Here is a 16752-nt window from a genome sequence, read left to right as displayed (position 1 = left end):
GCGTCCACGCCACCCGGTGGTCGTGCCCGGCGGCGTCAGAACTTGGCCGCCGCGGAGGGTGCCTTGAGCGTCCCCAGGTACTTGTGCCAGAGGTGGCCCGGGTCGGCCTCGACGGCCTCGACGATCTCCCGCATCGCGGAGAGGGCCTTGGGCTCCCCGTCGTACACGTCGCCCTGCAGCATCTTCAGGACGTCCAGCCGGTAGCGCGGGTCCTGGACGAACGCCGTGAAGAGGATGTTGAGGCGGTAGTAGATCGAGATGAACTCGTACCAGTTGTTGACCGCGCCGCGGAGCGTGTTGACGTAGCCGTCGAACCGCTCCTTGCGGAAGTCCCCCGCCTTGTGCGCGGCGATGATGTCGGCGGCGGCCAGGCGGGCGCTGTTGAGCGCGACGCTGACACCGCTGGAGAAAATCGGGTCCACGAAGCGCGCCGCGTCGCCGATCATCACGAGCGAGTCGTCGGCGACCTTGGTGAGGGCGTAGCTGTAGTCGCCCTCGGCCTTGAACTCCTTGACCCGCTTGGCGTTCTTCAGCGCGTCCTGGAGGGCCGGGCGGCTGCCGATGGTGTCCCAGAAGAACGTCTCGAGGTCGTTCTTGGCCTCCTTGAACCGGGCCTTCTGGGTCACGACACCTATGGAGGTGATGGTGTCGGTGATCGGGATCTGCCAGACCCAGGTGTCCTCCAGCGGGAGGAAGTGGATGAAGATGTAGTCCGCCTGGTCCTTGTTGACCGCGAGGGCCTTGCGGTCGAAGTCGTCGAACCAGGTGTGCACCGCGTACTGGTTGAAGACCGGGTCCGGCTCCTTGACCTTGAGCTGGCTGCCCATCATGGTGCGTCGGCCGCTGGCGTCGATGACCATGCGGACGGGGACGCCCACCGACTGGTTGCCGACCTTCGCCTGGATGACCGGGCGGTCGCGGTCGGTGAAGTCGACGCGGTTGACGCGGACGCCGTGGTAGACCTTCGCGCCCAGGCTCTCCGCGTGCTGCAGCAGGATCTGGTCGAACTTGCCGCGGTCGACGTGGAAGGTGTGGTCCCGGTCGACGCCGGCCTGGTCCCGCTCGCTGAAGAGCACCTCGGCGGCGCGGAAGTCGTGGTCCAGGCCCTGGAAGCCCATGTGGTCGATGTCCCGGTCCTCCGCGGAGGTCCAGGCGGCGCCGTACTTCTTGGGGAAGCCCGCGGCCTCGACCTTCTCCATGGCGCCGGTCTCGATGAGCACCGGCGTCGTGGCCGGGACCAGCGACTCGCCGACGTGTTCGCGCGGAAAGGTCTCCGATTCGAAGACCACCACGGACAGCCCCTCCTTGGCGAGATAGGAGGCGGCGGTGGAGCCGGCCGGACCGCCGCCGATGATGCCGATGTCGTAGTCGTAGTTCGCCGATGTCTCGGACAACGTGATCTCCTGTCGCGAATTCGGATGGGTGACGCTGTGCCGTGGCCGCTACGGCCTGTCCGGCGGGCAGGCCCTGGTCAGTGAGCGGGCGTGCGGAGGGACAGCAGCAGGTCGGTGATGCTGTCGAGGTTCTGGAAGTTGGTGCCGGTCAGCTCGGTCGGCGGGATGTTCGTTCCCAGCTCGTCCCGGATGAAGGTGAGCAGCTGAGCGGTGTTGATCGAGGTGAGGATCCCCCACTCGAGCAACGGGGTGTCCGGGGCGATGCCCTGGGCGTCGGGCTCCGCGAGCAGCCGTTCCTGGATGAACTCGGTGAGCCGGCTGATCAGTTCGTCGCGGTCACTGGCCACGCCGTACCTCCTGGAGATGCGTTGAGGGGCGGGTGGTCCCGCCGGGATGCAACAGGGTCCCAGCAAAGTTCAACACCCGTTGATTTCAACGTCTGATGATGTCATTTCCTGATGAACTCTACTAGTGTTGAGTTCATCGTCAAGAGGCCAACCGGCAGTGATGACCCAGGGGTTGGAGAAGCTCATGACCCAAGTGATGGCCCGACCGGTGAGCGTGGTCCGCCCCGGACCGCCGGCCGGGGAAGTGCACGTCTGGGCGGTGCGGGAGCCCGGTCCCGGACGCGAGGCGGCGCTGCGCCGCTGTCTGGAACTGCTCTCGCCGGCCGAGCTGCGGCGGTGGCGGCACATGATTGCCTCACAGCGGGCGCTGTACGCCTCGGCGCACGCCGCGCTGCGCACGGTGACGGCCGTGTACGCCGGACTGCACCCGGCTGAAGTGGCGTTCACCCCAGGTAAGTTGGGCAAGCCCTACGTCTCGGGCGACCCGGGTCTGCGGGTCAGCCTCGCGCACACCGAAGGAGTCTCCCTGGTGGCGGTGAGCCGTGACGGGCCCACCGGCGTCGACGTCGAACGCATCAGACCCCTCCGCGACCCGACGGGCCTGCGCCGCCAGGTGCTCAGCGACGACGAGGCGGCACAATGGCCCGCCGACCGCGAAGGCCCCCTGAACAGCGGCCTGTTCACCCACTGGGCGTGCAAGGAGGCGGTGCTCAAGGCCCTCGGCAGCGGCCTGGCCGGCGACCTCACCGCGGTGCGGGTCGCGCCCGGCGCGCGACGCGCGGGGCCGGTACGGGTGCAGGCGGCCCCCGGCTCCGCCGCACGCGCCTGGAACCTCCAACTCATCGACGTCGGACCCGAGTTCAGAGCCGCCGTGGCTGTCGCGGGCGGCGGGGGCGTCGTCCGTGTCTTCGCGCTCGAACCCGGTGAGCGGCCCGCGCCGCCGTCGCCCCTCACCCCCTCCCGTCAGGAGCCCCCGACCGCCAGTTCACCCCTCATCAAGGAGATCCCGCCATGCGGCAGTTGAGCACCCCCGGACCGACCGCCACCACGTCCGCGTCCGGCCGCGCCCGCCAGGGCCGCCCCACGCTGTTGTGCCTGCCGCACGCGGGCGGAGCCGCGCGGGCCTTCGCGAGCCTGGAGGCCGCCTTGCCCAAGGCCGCGAAGACGGCACTGCTGGAACTGCCGGGACACGGCCGCAGGATGGCCGAGCGGCTGCGCGAGGACTTCGACGCCGTGCTGGAGGACCTGGTCCGTGGCTCCGCCCCGCACACCACGGGCCAGTACGTGCTGCTCGGGCACAGCATGGGCGCGGCGTTCGCGTACGAGATCGGCCGCTACTGGAGCGCTCTCGGCCGCCCTCCGGCCGGTGTCGTCGTGGTCGGCCGCAACGGGCCCACCGCTCGACGCACCCTGCCCGATCTGCACACCCTGTCGGCCCCGGCGTTCCTCGACGCGGTACGCCGCCTCGGCGGCACCCCGCCGCAGCTCTTCGATCGCCCGGAGCTGATCCAGCTGTTCACCCCGGTGCTGCGCGCCGACTTCACCATCTCCGAGACGTACACCCCGCTGCCCGGCCCGCCGCTTGGCTGCCCGCTGTGGGTGTGCGCCGGCGTCGACGACCCGATGGTGGACGACGCGGGCCTGCGCGACTGGGAGAACCACGGCGCCGGTGACGTCGCCATCGAGTGGCTGCCGGGCAACCACTTTCTGCTGGACGACCCGGCGTTCCACGCGTATGTGGCTGGGGTGCTCCGAGCGTTACCCGAAGCGGGGACGGCGCGCTGAGGAGCCGGCTTCAGTCCCACCAATACGACCAGAGCGGGGGGTTGATCAACTACCGCGTCTACGGGGCGAGAAAGATCTGGCGTCTGCCGAACCGGCGGGGTTGTCCGGCGGCCCGCTGCGCAATCGAGCGCCTGATGCGTGAGATCGCATCGCTGGTGCCGTCCGTGGCAAGCAGGTAGTCGAGCAGGCCGTCGCGCAGGTCCTCGGGCGAGCTGTCGGTGATCACGAGGTTCCTTCCGTGAGACCAACGTCAGCCCACGGGGTTGCGCAACAGGCGCACCATGGTGGCGTACAGCGGGGCGTCAACGGCCCCGCTTGTGGGAGTGCCGACCGCCCGCCTTCAAAGCCGTGGCGCCCTCAACGTTCGTATTCGACGCCCCCAACCTGTTGGAGGGCCTTGCCCATCACGGCTACCGCACCGTCTGTGTGGGAGGCGTCACGTACTTCTCACGTGAAACCCCGCTCGGATCGGTCCTGCCGTCCATGTTCCAACAGGACCACTGGCGCCCCGAGTTCTGCTCACCGGAAGCCGATTCGACCCGGCATCAGGTGGATCACGCTCTCACCGTCGCCGACACCCACACAGGGCAGCCCCTGTTCCTGTTCGTCAACGTCTCCGCGACCCACGTCCCTCACGGGCACTACCTCGGCGACAGCACCGACAGCGCAGCCTCCCAGCAGGCCGCCCTGGCCTATGCCGACACCCACCTCGGCCGCCTGATCAGAACCCTGACCCGCAAGCAGCCGTGGTTGATCATCATGTGCGCCGACCATGGCGACGCATTCGGTGAAGACGGCTACCGCGGGCGCGGCATCGCGCACCCGACCGTCCTGAACGTGCCGTACGCCGTCTGGCATGCCCAGCCCGCTACGCTCGCCGCGCATGGGAGAACACAGCAGCAGCTCCGCCCCTGACGCGTCCGTGGTCGTCGCCATCGACAACGAGGGCCTGGTGGCTGTCCTCAGCGCCGACTTTCCCCGCCACGGCGGCGAGTACCTGTTCCTACCCGGTGGCCGACGGGAACCCGGCGAGAGCCCCGAAGCGTGCGCGCGCCGCGAACTTGCCGAAGAGGCGGGCGTCACTGCGCAGACGTGGCGTGCGCTCGGTTCGTACGCGATCACTCTCGGCTCCACTGCCCACGTCCACCTCTACGAGGCCCGCGACCTCACTCTGGGCTGCCAGTCTCTGACCCCGACCGAAGTCGACTTCAAGTTGTCCTGGTGGCCTCTCGCCGACGCCATCAGCGCCGCTGCTGATGGCCAGTTCCTCCTCCCAGCGGGGCCACTCGCCCTCATGCTGGCCAGCCGCCTGCAATGAGGGGTCGACGCCCATCGCCGGAAGCCGCCGCTGGCCCCCGCCCTGTTCGACAGGGAGAAGGCCGGCGGTGCGACTGTCAGGTGGCCGTCTCAGGCAGCCGGATGCGCTCGTACCTCCGAGAACTGGGCCCGCCAATACGCCAGCGGGGTGTGGCTGGTCGAGACGTCGCCGTGCACCAGGCGGCCGATCAGTACCTGGTGGTCGCCCGCCAGATGACTGCTTGTCAGGATGCACTCCGCGAACGCCACCGTGTTGTCCAGCAGCGGCGCGGCGGTGCGCTTCCCCGGGCTCCAGGGCACGCCCTCGAACCGCTCGGGCACCGGAGAGGCGAAGGTGCGGGCAGTCTCCGCCATGTCGGCGGAGAGGAAGTTCACCGCGAAGACCGAGCTCTGGTGGATGGCTTCGAGTGTCGCGCTGGGCTGCTTGACACAGACCAGGAGCAGCGGCGGCGAGGCCGACACGCTGCACACCGCGCTGCAGGTGAGGCCGCGCGGTTCGCCGTCGGCGGTGAGGCTGGTGACGACGCTCACCCCGGTCGGCAGGGAGCCCATCACCGAACGGAAGGTGTGGAGGTCCACCTGGTCCAACAGGGCGTCGGGGGTGCTGAGTCGTTCAGGCATGGGCAGGTCCTCGTCTGTGAGGCCGAGGCGGGTCAGGGCCGCGGATGGCATCGGGGTTCACCGGGTGGCTGTCATCGGGGTTCACGCGGTGATCTGGTTCAGCAGGGCCTGGTGGTCCGTCTTGCCGTTGCCGGTGAGGGGGAGTTCGGGGACGACATGGACCGCGTCGATCACCATGTAGAGCGGCAGTCGGTCCGCACACTCGCGCTTGAGTTCGAGCAGTCCGGGACCCCGCGGGCCCTCCGCCACCACCACGGCGTGGATCTTCGCGTCCAGCCCGCTGCCCACCACGACACACGCCGCGGAGGCGACCTTGGGGTGCGCGGCGACGACCGCCTCGATGTCGCCGAGCTCGATGCGATGCCCGCGCACCTTGACCATGTGATCGCGCCGGCCCACGTACTCCAGCATCCCGTCGGCCCCCATCCGGCCGATGTCACCGGTGAAGTACGGGCCCTTCTGCGGCTCCTGGCCCCAGTAGCCGAGCATCACCGTGGGACCGCTGACCACGATCTCGCCCTCGCGCTCGCGCGGCGGGTGCAGTCGGATGCGGTCGCCGCTGACGGCGGTGCCGATCGGCAGCGGGCGGGTGCTGCCCAGATCGCGGTCGGTGACCTCGTAACTCGTGCACACATTGGTCTCGGTCGGCCCGTACCAGTTGAGCATCCGTACATCAGGCCACGCCTTGCGCAGCTCGTGAACCTGCGCGATCGGGAACGGCTCCCCGGCGAACACGCACACCCGCAGATCGGCCGGCGGCTCGCCGGTGAGCAGCTCGCCGCGCTGCATCATCAGGACCAGCGCGGACGGCACCGAGTACCAGACGGTGATCCGCTCGCGGCGCAGCAGCGCGCCCAGCTGGGCCGGGTCGTAGGCCAGGCCCTCGGGCACCAGGACGACCGAGGCGCCGGCGAGGAAGGTGGCGTACAGGTCGAAGACGGAGAGGTCGAAGTTGAACGGCGCGTGGTTGGACAGCCGGTCGTCCGCGGTGACGCCCACCTCGGCGGCGGCCCAGCGGACGAAGGACAGGGCGTTGCGGTGGCTGATGCAGACGCCCTTGGGCTCGCCGGTGGAGCCGGAGGTGTAGAGGATGTACGCCGGCTCGTCGGGCTCGTTCTCGTACGGCGCCGGGGCGTCGGCGGCCGGCGCCTCCTCGCGCACCTCGGCGAAGGAGGCCAGCGGCAGGGCGTCGTCCCAGCCGGCGTCCGCGGCGCGGCGGATCCCGTCGGCGTCGGCCACCACCAGCGCGGGGGCGCAGCTGGCGGCGATGCGCCGGACCCGGGCGGCCGGGTTGTTGGCGCTGACCGGTGCGTAGATCGCGCCGACGCGCAGGGCGCCCTGCATGAGGGCGATGGCGTCCAGCGTCTTGTGGGTCCACAGCACGACCCGGTCGCCGGGGCGCACCCCGCGGCGGTGCAGCGCCGCCGCGTACCGGTCGGCGAGGTCGTCCAGCTCCCGGTAGCTGAACAGCCCCTGGGACGAGCGCACGGCCGGGGAGTCCGGGGTGCGCCGGGCGGAGTCGATGACGAGCTGGTGGAGCCTCACAGGCCTATCTCCTTCACTATCAACTGACGCTGGATGTCCGAGGTTCCCGAGAAGATCGTGCTGGGCACCGCGTCGCGCAGCGCGGCCTCTATGCCGTCCTCGCGGAGATAGCCGCGGCCCCCGAAGATCCGGACCGCGTCGGCGGCGGAGGCCAGCACGCCCTCGGACACGGCCAGCTTCGACAGGGCGATGTCGAGCACGGACGGGTCGCCCTGGTCCATCGACCAGCAGGCCCGGTACAGCAGCAGCCGGGCGCTCTCCAGGCGCAGCTTCATATCGGCGATCCGGTTGGACACCGACTGGAACTCGCCGATCCTGCGGCCGAATTGACGCCGCTCACGGGCGTGCGTCACGCACTGTTCCAGGAGCCGGTCGAGCAGACCGACGTAGAGGGCGAAGAGGCAGGCGCGCTCCCAGCCCATGGAGTGCTGGAAGATCGCGGCACCCGCGCCGACGCCGCCGAGCACCTGCTCCTCGGGCACGAAGCAGTCCTCAAAGGTGACGGAGCCGGCCGGGCAGGAGTGCAGGCCCATCTTCTCGTAGGGCTTGCCGACGACGACGCCGGGCGTGTCCCGGTCGACGACCAGGCCGGTGACACCGAGGAAGCCCATCTTGGGATTGACGGTCGCGTACGTCACGTACACATCGGCGGCCGGTCCGTTGCTGACGAAGCTCTTCGTGCCGTTGAGCACGAACCCGCCGTCGACGGGCCTGGCGATCAAGCCGAGCCGCGAGGAGTCCGAGCCCGCCTCCGGTTCCGTCATCGCGTTGCCCGCGATCAGCCGGCCCTCGGCGAGTGCGGGCAGCAGCCGACGGCGTACGGCATCGCTGCCGAACCGGTCGATCGGCACGGCGCAGGCGAAGGTGTGCGCCGCCGCGCCGAACACCAGGCCGGTGTCCGCGCAGCCCCGGCCCACGGCCTCCACGACCAGCGCGGTGTCGAGCGCGCCGAGCCCCCGCCCCCCGTACTCCTCGGGCAGGCAGGACCCGAGCATGCCGATCTCACCCAGCCGCAGCCAGTCCTTGCGGCTGTAGAAACCGTGGCCCGCGCCGGGCGGTGCGGGGAAGGCGGCCCGGGTCGCCTCGAGTACCTCGTCGTAGCGGGCCTGTTGGCCCTCGTTCCAGCCGAACTCCACATCTGCTCCTGGGGTACGGGGAGGGGGCACCCTCCCCGAGAGGCGGTCTTTGAACCCCGGCCAGGCGTGGAGTTCACAGACCCCCTCTCATCGGTTCGTTGTCAGTCGTTCTCGGGGAAGTGGCGCAGGTTGCGCGGGCCGACGTAACGCAGCCGGGGGTGGATGCGCCCCTGCTGGGCCCGCTGCTCCTCGACGTGGGCGAGCCAGCCGGGGACCCGGGCCGCGGCGAACATCGGGACGAACAGGTCGGAGGGCATGCCGAGCAGGTGGTAGATCGCGGCGGCATAGCAGTCCACGGTCAAGTAGGGGCGGGGACCCTTCGACGGGTGGGCCGCGGCCCGTACGGCGTCCAATACCTGGAAGATGCGATCGCTGCCGGGGCCCGCGTTGAAGCGGCGGGCCGCGTCGCGCAGCGGTCGCACCCGGGGGTCCTCCTCGGCGTGCGAGACGGGCCTCGCGCGGCCGGCGGAGGCCTGGTCGGCCCGGCCCCGCAGATAGGCGGCGGTGGCATCCGGGTTGCCGTCCTCCCGGGCCAGGTCGATCACCTGGTGGGCGGCGCCGCCGTGCAGCGGCCCGGTGAAGGTGGCGAGCGCGACGGTGATGGTGGCGAAGGTGTCGGCGCCGGTGCCGGCCGCGACCCGGGCGGCGAACGCCGAGGCGTTGCAGCCGTGTTCGGCCTGCAGGACCAGGCAGAGGTCGACCAGCCGCACCCGCTCCGGATCGCGCGGCAGGCCCAGCATGTAGAGGATGTTCTCGGCGTGCGAGAGCTCGGGCGCGGGGCTCGGCATGCGCCGCCCGGCGCGGGCCGCCTGCTGGGTCGCGAAGATCGTCGGAATGCGGGCGACCAGACGCTCCCGCAGATCGATGTGGGCGGCCGGGTCGGCGTTGGCCTCCGCGGCGACACCGAGCGCGGGGACCGCGGTGCGCAGCACGGACGACGTGCTGGAGTTCGCGTTGAGTACGAGGTTCGTGGCGACCATGGGCGGCAGTTCACGGGCCGCGGCGAGCCGGGCCTTGAAGGCGCTCAGCTCCTCGGGGTCGGGCAGCCAGCCGCGGATCAGCAGATGGACGACCTCCTCGAAGCTCACCCGGCCGATCAACTCCTCGATGGGATAACCCCGGTAGGCCAGCCGGCCGCGGACCGGGTCCACCTCGGAGATCCCCGTCTCACCCACGACCACGTCCGAGATGTCGGTCGGCTCCTGTGCGGCGGCCGACGGCACCGGTCCCGGCAGCGCGGGGGCGATGGCCGAGGCGTCCGGCGGGGCCTTGAGGGTGGAGAGTTCGGCGAGCCGTTCGTCGTAGAAGCTGCGCAGCTGCCCCACCGACTCGATGTGCTCGATGAGGTGGTCGTCGAGGGTGGTGCCCAGCTCGTGCTCCAGATGGACCTGGAGTTCTACGGCGGTGAGGTCGTCCCAGCTGGCCACGGCGCGGAGCCGCATCTCGTCGCCGATGAACTCCGACGGCATGTCGAAGACGCGGGAAAGAGTGCTGATGACGGGGTGCACCTGGGCCATCTCCTTGTCTGAGCGTCGCTTCTCCTGCGGGTGCCGAGCGACGAGGGGCGGTGACGTGTCGCGGCGCGGGTCCGGTGGACGGCCGGTCCCACGGGCGGCGGTGCGGGTCCGGTGGACGGCCGGTCCCACGGGCGGCGGTGCGGGTCCGGTGGACGGCCGGTCCCACGGGCGGCGGTGCGGGGTCCCTGCCGGGCGCCGGTTCTCTGCGCGGGGCCGGATCCCCGCGGCGCGCCGTATCTGTGTGCGGGGCCGGATCGCCGCGGCGCGCCTGATCCGTGCGCGGCGCCGGACCGGTGGCGCGGCAGCACCCGCGCACGGCCGGACCCGGCTATCCGGCCAGGTCCGAAGTCTGCTCGCCGGCCGGCTCGGGTATCCGGGCCCTGGAGGGGGCCTTGGCGGCGCCGGCGATGAGATCCATCCGGGAGCGGGGGAAAAGGATGGGGAGGAGGGGGCCGGTCATGGCCGTGGTGATCAGCGCCATGAGGACCATCTCCGTGAACAGGGTCTGGTCGAGCACCCCCAGATTGAGCCCCACGCCGAGGATGATCAGCTCGGTCAGGCCCCGGGTGTTCATCAGGACGCCGACGCCCGTCGACTCCCGCCAGCCGAGCCCGAAGGACTTGGCCGGCAGCCCGGCGCCGAGCAGCTTGCCGAGGATGGCCGCGGCGAGGATGAGGCCCAGCTCGCTCCAGGCGGTGAGCGACATGGCCGCGACGTCGACGGAGAGCCCGGTGACGATGAAGTACACGGGCAGCATCAGTTCACCGGCGTGCTGCAGGGGCCGCAGCATCCTCTGCTCCAGCAGGGCCTCCGGCTTGCGGGGCATGACCAGGCCGAAGGCGAAGGCACCGAAGATGGGGTGGATGCCGATCTTCGACGTGGTGTACGCGGAGAGCAGCAGGCCCGCCGTGACCAGCGTCGCCAGATGGACGCCGGTGCCGCGCTTGGACACCCAGGCGACTCCCCGCGCCAGCAGCGGACGCACCACGACGATCATCGCGGCTCCGTAACCGGCGGACATCCAGAGGGTGTCGGTGAAACCGGAGGGTCCGGACGCGGTCACGATCGCGACCACCCCGGCCAGCAGGCACCAGGCCAGTACGTCACCGAAGGCCGCGCTGGTCAGCGCGAGCGCGCCGATCTTCGTACGGCTGAGGTTGTTGTCCTTGAGGATGCGGGCGAGCACCGGGAACGCGGTGATCGACATGCTGACGCCCAGATAGAGACCGAACGAACTGAAGGGCACCTTCTCGCCGTTGACGTGCGAGTGACTGTGGTAGATCACCGCGGCGACGCCGAGACCGAGCAGCATCGGGGCGAGGATGCTGCCCGCGGTCACCCCGGCGACGGAACTCTTCCGGCGCCGCATGGTCGTCCAGTCGAGCTCCCAGCCCACGGTGAACATGAAGAGCAGCAGTCCCAGTTGGGCGACCATCGACAGTAAGGGGCGGACCTCGTCCGGAAACAGACGCTGGGTCGGGTTGCCGGGCAGCAGCCCGAGCAGACTGGGGCCCAGCAGGATGCCCGCGGTGATCTCGCCGATGACCGCGGGCTGGCGTACGCGTCGCGCGAGATGGGCGAGGACCGTACCCGCGATGAGGATGCCGGCGATGCCGGCGATGGCGGTGGCCTGCAGTGCTTCGGCTGCGTGCGGATGCGTCACGGCATCTCCTCCGGCATCGGAAGTGGTCGGACATTGAACATAATTCACTAACCGTTGAACTCAACTGTTGATGAGTTTTGCATGGGTGGCCGGGCGCACACAAGGGGCGTCGGCGCGATGCCCCTGCCGGAGTCAAGGGGCATGCGGCGCAAGGGGGTCGGCACTTGCCGGGCTCTCGGCTTCATGCAAAACTCCCTACTTGTTGAGTTCACTGATTGTTGAGTTCCTGTCGAGTGTGAACCGCGGAAGGTGGTGCCTGACCATGCGCGAACTGGTGGAGGTGATCGAGTCCCCGGACTCGGTGCCGGCCGATCTGGCGGCCCTGGGAGTCCCCGAGTCCTTCCGGGCGGCCGTCCTCCACAAGGAGGAGGCGGGGATGTTCGAGGGGGTGGAGCTGCGCGACAGGCGCCCCGCCGACTCCCTCCACATCCAGGACGTGCCGACCCCTGCCCCCGGCCCGGGAGAAGTGCTGGTCGCGGTCATGGCGAGCGCCGTGAACTACAACACGGTCTGGAGCGCCCTGTTCTCGCCGGTGCCCACCTTCGCCCTGCTGGAGCGCTACGCACGGCTCGGCGGCCTCGCCGCCCGGCACGACCAGCCGTACCACGTCATCGGCTCCGACCTTGCCGGCGTGGTCCTCAAGTGCGGCCCCGGCGTACGCCGTTGGGGCGTCGGTGACCGCGTGGTGGCGCACTGCGTCTCCGTCGAGCTGGAGCACGCGGAGGGCCACGGCGACCCGATGCTCGACCCCGAGCAGCGCATCTGGGGATACGAGACCAACTACGGCGGACTCGCCGAACTCGCCCTCGTCAAGGCGACCCAGCTGCTGCCCAAGGCCGAACACCTCAGCTGGGAGGAGGCCGCCTCGCCCGGCCTGGTCAACTCCACCGCGTACCGCCAGCTGGTCACCCAGAACGGCGCGGGCATGAAGCAGGGCGACAACGTACTCGTCTGGGGCGCCGTCGGCGGACTCGGCTCGTACGCCACCCAGCTCGCGCTGGCGGGCGGAGCGAACCCCGTCTGTGTGGTCTCCTCTCCCGAAAAGGCTGCGCTCGCACGAGAGTTGGGCGCCGAGCTGATCATCGACCGCAAGGAGGAGGGCTACCGCTTCTGGCGGGACCCGCACACCCAGGACCCCAAGGAGTGGCGCCGATTCGGCGCCCGAATCCGGGAGTTGACCGGCGGCGAGGACGTCGACATCGTCTTCGAGCACCCGGGCCGGGAGACCTTCGGCGCCTCCGTGTACGTCACCCGCAAGGGCGGCACCATCGTGACCTGCGCCTCCACGGCCGGCTACACCCACGAGTACGACAACCGCTACCTCTGGATGAGCCTCAAGCGGATCGTTGGCTCCCACTGCGCCAACTACCGCGAGGCGTGGCAGGCCAACCGGCTCGTCGCCAAAGGCCGCATCCACCCGACGCTGTCCCGGACGTACCCCCTCGACGAGGTGGCCGGAGCCGTCCAGTCCATCCACCGCAACGAACACCACGGCAAGGTCGGGGTGCGCTGCCTCGCTCCCGCCGATGGACTGGGCATCACGGCCCCCGAGTTCCGCGCACTCCACGAGCGGGCCATCAACCGCTTCCGCACCCCGTCCACGACCACGGCGCCCGTACTCAGCGAGGTCGCGGCGTGAGCGCCCGGCACCGCACGCTCGGCGTCGTCGGCCTCGGGACCATCGGCGGCGCGCTCGCGCGCAGGGCCGCGGTCGCCGGGCACCCGGTCCTCGTACTCGACCCGGACGCGCGAGCGGGGGAGCGGCTGCGGCAGCTCCTCGAGGACACACCCGAGACCCGTGGACGCGTCCGGCTGGTGGATCGCTGGGAGGAACTCGCCCCGGCCGCCACCGTCGTGGAGGCGGTGCCCGAGCGCCGCGACACCAAGGTCGACGTGCTGCGCGCCCTTGATCGGGCCTGCCCGCCCGAGACCGTCCTGGCCAGCAGCGCCGCGGCCCTCTCGCTCACCGACCTGGCGGCCGCCTCCGGCCGTCCTGGCCGGTTCGTCGGCCTCCACCTGGCCCTGCCGACGGCGGGCCTCGCGGAGATCGGCCGCACGGTGATGACGGACGACTCCGCGCTCCAGCAGGTCCGTGACCTCGCCGAGGGCATCGGACTGGCCCAGGTGACCTTGGGCGACCGGGCCGGACTGATCTCCACCTCGCTCCTGTTCGGCTTCCTCAACCAGGCCGTCGCGATGTACGACCAGCGGCTCGCCGGACGCGACGACATCGACGCCGCGATGCGCTTCGGCTGCGGACTGCCGCTGGGTCCGCTGGAACTCCTCGACCTGATCGGCACGGACACCGCCTGCGACATCCTCGACGTCCTCTCCGGCCGCGGGGCCGAGTCGACGCTCCAACCCGCCCGCCGACTACGGCACATGGCGCTCGCCGGGCTCCTGGGGCGCAAGTCCGGACGCGGCTTCTACGACTACCGGGAACCCGCCGGCGCCGCGCCCGTCCCCGAGCGGCCCTCGCCCGCCGAACCGCCGGGCCGCGCCATCCGCACGGTCGGCATCGTCGGCACCGGCACCATGGCCACCGGTATCGCGGAGGTCTTCGCCAAGGGCGGCGTCGCCACTGTGCTGGTCGGCCGCACCGACGAACGCGCCAAGGCCGCGTGGGAGGCGGTCGCCGCCTCCACGGCACGGGCCGTGCGGCGCGGCAAGCTCGCCGAGGCCGAGCGCGACGCCGCGCTGGAGCGGCTGACTCCGGGCGGGGCACTGGATCAGCTGGCCGACTGCGATCTGGTGATCGAGGCCATCGCTGAAGACCTGGACGTCAAGAAGCGGCTCTTCCGCACCCTCGGCGAACTCTGCCGGCCCGGCGCCCTGCTGGCCACCACCACCTCCAGCCTGCCGGTGATCGAGTGCGGTCTCGCCTCCGGGCGCCCCGAGGACGTGATCGGGCTGCACTTCTTCAACCCGGCCCCCCTCATGCGACTCGTCGAGGTGATCCCCTCGCTGGAGACCTCGCCCCACCACATCGATGTGGCACGGGAGTTGTGCCGACGACTCCGCAAGCATCCGGTGCAGTGCCTGGACCGTCCCGGCTTCATCGTCAACGCGCTGCTGTTCCCCTATCTCAACGACGCCGTACGTCTGACGGAGAGTCATTACGCTTCCGCCGACGAGATAGACGACGTGATGAAGCGGGGCTGTGGCTATCCGCTCGGTCCGTTCGAGCTGCTCGACATCATCGGCCTCGACATCTCGCTGAGCATCCAGCGCGTGCTGCACGACGCGGACCGGCATCCCCGTACCGTTCCCGCCCCGCTGCTGGGGCACCTGGTGGCCGCCGGCCGGGCGGGACGCAAGTCCGGCGCCGGATTCCGGGTGTACGGCTGACTGCCCGACCCGAGGAGGAAGCACATGATCAGCACGAACCCCGACCGCACCGGCCACTCCGCCGACGCCCTCGGCTGGGCCATGCTCGCCGAACTGACCGGCTGCGGTGACGTGTTCTGGGCGCTGGGGGTAGCCGCGCCGGGCGAGCCGGCGGACGGCGCCGATGCCGCCCCGCGGGACGGCGCCGACTGTGGGCCCCCGGAAGGGGCCGACTTCACATCGCCGGACGGGGTCGACTCCGCGCGCCCGGAGGGGGGCGACGGGGCGTCGTTGGGCGGCGTTGCTTCGGTGTGTCCGGGCGGGGTCGACTGCGCGTCGTCGGGCGGCGTTGCTTCGGTGGGCTCGGACGGTGTCAGCTCCCCGTTGTCGGACGGCGTCGGCTCCGCGTTGTCGGACGGCGTCGGCTCCGCGTTGTCGGACGGCGTCGGCTCCGCGTTGTCGGACGGCGTCGGCTCCGCGTTGTCGGACGGCGTGGGCTCCGCGTTGTCGGTCAGAGTCGACTCCGCGTGCCCGGATGGAGCCGACCGGTGATCGTCGCAGCCGGCGAAGTCACCGCGAGCGCCGCCACCGTCCGTGACGCGGCCCTGGCCGCCCGTACCGCGGCCATACGGCTGTCCACCACGACCGGTGCCGAGCGGAATGCTGCCCTGAGGGCCATCGCCCGCGGGCTGGCCGGGAGTTCGGGGCGGGTCCTCGCCGCCAACCGGGAGGACGTGGCCGCTGCCCGGGCGGCCGGGCGGTCGACGACCGTGCTGGACCGTCTGACGGTTCATGAGCGACAGCTCGAAGGGCTCGCGGAGATGGCGCGCGCCCTGGCCGACGAGGCCGACCCGGTCGGTGAGGTGGCCGGCGGGTCCGTCATGCCCAACGGCCTGGAGGTACGGCGGATCAGGGTGCCTCTCGGCGTCGTCGGCATGATCTACGAGGGCCGCCCGAACGTGACCGTCGACGCGGCCGCCCTCTGCCTCAAGAGCGGCAACGCGGCTCTCCTGCGGGGCTCTTCGACCGCCCGGAACACCAACGCGGCCCTCATCCGCGTCATGCGGGAGGCCCTCGCGGACACCGCCGTTCCGGTCGACGCCGTACAGCTGGTCCCCGGCACGACCCACGCCTCCGTACACGAACTCATGTCCCTGCGAGGCCTGGTGGACGTCCTCGTCCCCCGCGGCGGCCACGACCTCATCCAGGCCACCGTGCGCGACTCCGCGGTCCCCGTCATCGAGACAGGCGTCGGCAACTGCCATGTCTACGTCGACGAACACGCCGATCTGGACAAGGCGTTGGCGATCCTGCTCAACGCCAAGGTGCAGCGCCCCTCCGTCTGCAACGCCGCCGAGTCGCTGCTCGTCCACGAGGCCGTCGCGCCCGCGTTCCTGCCCCGGGCCCTGTCCGCGCTGGCCGCTCACGGGGTGACCGTGCACGGGGACGAGCGGGTGCGGTCCTGGAACCCCGCGGTGGTGCCGGCCACCGAGGAGGACTGGGGACGCGAGTACCTCTCCCTGGACCTCGCCGCCGCCGTCGTCGACTCCCTCGAGTCGGCCGTGGGCCATATCCGGCGCTACGGCAGCGGACACACCGAAGCGATCGTCACCGACTCGCAGAGCGCCGCGCGCCGGTTCGTCGCGGCCCTGGACACCGCGGTCGTCGCCGTCAACGCCTCCACCCGCTTCGCCGACGGCGGGGAAATCGGCCTCGGCACCGAGCTCGGCATCTCCACCCAGAAACTCCACGCGCGCGGCCCGATGGGACTGACCGCGCTGACCACCACCAAGTACGTCCTCGTGGGCGACGGACACATCCGGGGCGGAGCCGCCGCCCCGCCGCCGTAGATCAGGAGGTCAGGCCATGTACGTACGCATCATCACCGCGACGGAGCCGTCCGGCCGGCTGCTGTACGAGGAGGAGCCGCGCAAAGAGCGGTACGCCTCCGTCGCTCCCCGCCCCTGGCTGGGGCTGGCCGGAGTCGATGACGACCCGGGGGAGTTCCACATCGTCCGTGGGATCGACTAGCGGTATCGGCTTGTTGTCGCGTGGGTGCCCGCCTCCCGGGTTCGGAGGGGGGGCCCCCCGCGCCCGCCA

16 protein-coding genes and 1 pseudogene are annotated in these 16752 nt (G+C 70.9%); 10 read left to right on the top strand and 7 right to left on the bottom strand.

The window, feature by feature from the left end:
- Positions 1 to 35: 35 nt before the first annotated feature.
- Entirely contained in the window at positions 36 to 1394 is a 1359-nt protein-coding gene (locus AB0D27_RS34490; protein WP_362516504.1) for an NAD(P)/FAD-dependent oxidoreductase, read from the bottom strand.
- Positions 1395 to 1471: 77 nt separating this feature from the next.
- Complete coding sequence (locus AB0D27_RS34485; RefSeq protein ID WP_362516503.1) at positions 1472 to 1741, bottom strand: acyl carrier protein; 270 nt, start codon at positions 1739 to 1741, stop codon at positions 1472 to 1474.
- A 184-nt stretch (positions 1742 to 1925) separates the two neighbouring features.
- Here AB0D27_RS34485 and AB0D27_RS34480 point away from each other — a divergent pair, with 184 nt between their 5' ends.
- The 5 genes and pseudogenes from AB0D27_RS34480 (at position 1926) to AB0D27_RS34460 (ending at position 4844) form a co-directional block, all read left to right on the top strand.
- Positions 1926 to 2765, top strand: coding sequence for a 4'-phosphopantetheinyl transferase superfamily protein (locus tag AB0D27_RS34480; RefSeq protein WP_362516501.1), 840 nt, complete (start codon positions 1926 to 1928; stop codon positions 2763 to 2765).
- On the top strand, positions 2753 to 3526 hold the full coding sequence (locus AB0D27_RS34475) for an alpha/beta fold hydrolase (RefSeq protein WP_362516499.1): 774 nt from the start codon (positions 2753 to 2755) through the stop codon (positions 3524 to 3526). The genes AB0D27_RS34480 and AB0D27_RS34475 overlap by 13 nt, the downstream gene beginning before the upstream one ends.
- A 47-nt stretch (positions 3527 to 3573) precedes the next feature.
- Positions 3574 to 3666, top strand: a pseudogene (locus AB0D27_RS34470) (IS3 family transposase); the annotation flags it as partial.
- 208 nt (positions 3667 to 3874) lie between these two features.
- Positions 3875 to 4441 (top strand): sulfatase-like hydrolase/transferase, encoded by a 567-nt coding sequence (locus AB0D27_RS34465; RefSeq protein WP_362516497.1) that lies wholly within the window; start codon positions 3875 to 3877, stop codon positions 4439 to 4441.
- Complete coding sequence (locus tag AB0D27_RS34460; RefSeq protein ID WP_362516495.1) at positions 4410 to 4844, top strand: NUDIX hydrolase; 435 nt, start codon at positions 4410 to 4412, stop codon at positions 4842 to 4844. Before AB0D27_RS34465 ends, AB0D27_RS34460 begins: the two co-directional genes overlap by 32 nt.
- An 89-nt stretch (positions 4845 to 4933) precedes the next feature.
- Here the strand turns inward: AB0D27_RS34460 and AB0D27_RS34455 are convergent, their stop codons facing one another.
- The 5 genes from AB0D27_RS34455 to AB0D27_RS34435 form a co-directional block, all read right to left on the bottom strand.
- Positions 4934 to 5464, bottom strand: coding sequence for a flavin reductase family protein (locus AB0D27_RS34455; RefSeq protein ID WP_362516493.1), 531 nt, complete (start codon positions 5462 to 5464; stop codon positions 4934 to 4936).
- An 81-nt stretch (positions 5465 to 5545) separates the two neighbouring features.
- The gene (locus AB0D27_RS34450) at positions 5546 to 7009 is read right to left on the bottom strand and encodes an amino acid adenylation domain-containing protein (protein ID WP_362516491.1); all 1464 of its coding nucleotides are present in this window, start codon (positions 7007 to 7009) and stop codon (positions 5546 to 5548) included.
- Complete coding sequence (locus tag AB0D27_RS34445; RefSeq protein ID WP_362516489.1) at positions 7006 to 8145, bottom strand: acyl-CoA dehydrogenase family protein; 1140 nt, start codon at positions 8143 to 8145, stop codon at positions 7006 to 7008. The genes AB0D27_RS34450 and AB0D27_RS34445 overlap by 4 nt, the downstream gene beginning before the upstream one ends.
- A 101-nt stretch (positions 8146 to 8246) precedes the next feature.
- On the bottom strand, positions 8247 to 9662 hold the full coding sequence (locus AB0D27_RS34440) for a citrate/2-methylcitrate synthase (RefSeq protein WP_362516487.1): 1416 nt from the start codon (positions 9660 to 9662) through the stop codon (positions 8247 to 8249).
- A 328-nt stretch (positions 9663 to 9990) separates the two neighbouring features.
- Positions 9991 to 11325 (bottom strand): cation:proton antiporter, encoded by a 1335-nt coding sequence (locus AB0D27_RS34435; protein ID WP_362516485.1) that lies wholly within the window; start codon positions 11323 to 11325, stop codon positions 9991 to 9993.
- A gap of 262 nt (positions 11326 to 11587) precedes the next feature.
- On the opposite strand from AB0D27_RS34435, the gene ccrA reads away from it, so the two are divergent.
- Genes ccrA through AB0D27_RS34410 form a run of 5 tightly spaced genes read left to right on the top strand, consistent with a single transcriptional unit; the run spans position 11588 to position 16683 of the window.
- Positions 11588 to 12964 (top strand): crotonyl-CoA carboxylase/reductase, encoded by a 1377-nt coding sequence (ccrA, locus tag AB0D27_RS34430; protein ID WP_362516483.1) that lies wholly within the window; start codon positions 11588 to 11590, stop codon positions 12962 to 12964.
- The gene (locus AB0D27_RS34425) at positions 12961 to 14673 is read left to right on the top strand and encodes a 3-hydroxyacyl-CoA dehydrogenase NAD-binding domain-containing protein (RefSeq protein ID WP_362516481.1); all 1713 of its coding nucleotides are present in this window, start codon (positions 12961 to 12963) and stop codon (positions 14671 to 14673) included. Before ccrA ends, AB0D27_RS34425 begins: the two co-directional genes overlap by 4 nt.
- A 24-nt stretch (positions 14674 to 14697) precedes the next feature.
- A complete protein-coding gene (locus tag AB0D27_RS34420; protein ID WP_362516479.1) occupies positions 14698 to 15204 on the top strand; it encodes a hypothetical protein in 507 nt (168 codons plus the stop codon).
- Positions 15201 to 16502 carry a glutamate-5-semialdehyde dehydrogenase gene (locus tag AB0D27_RS34415; RefSeq protein ID WP_362516477.1) on the top strand — a complete coding sequence of 434 codons (1302 nt, stop codon included), beginning with the start codon at positions 15201 to 15203 and terminating at the stop codon, positions 16500 to 16502. The genes AB0D27_RS34420 and AB0D27_RS34415 overlap by 4 nt, the downstream gene beginning before the upstream one ends.
- A 16-nt stretch (positions 16503 to 16518) precedes the next feature.
- Positions 16519 to 16683 (top strand): hypothetical protein, encoded by a 165-nt coding sequence (locus AB0D27_RS34410; protein ID WP_362516475.1) that lies wholly within the window; start codon positions 16519 to 16521, stop codon positions 16681 to 16683.
- The last annotated feature ends 69 nt before the right edge of the window (positions 16684 to 16752 follow it).

This window comes from Streptomyces sp. NPDC048415, assembly GCF_040651675.1.
Taxonomy (GTDB): Bacteria; Actinomycetota; Actinomycetes; order Streptomycetales; family Streptomycetaceae; genus Streptomyces.
Note: the sequence above shows the minus strand (reverse complement) of the source record. Positions and strands in the feature narration are given on the sequence as shown.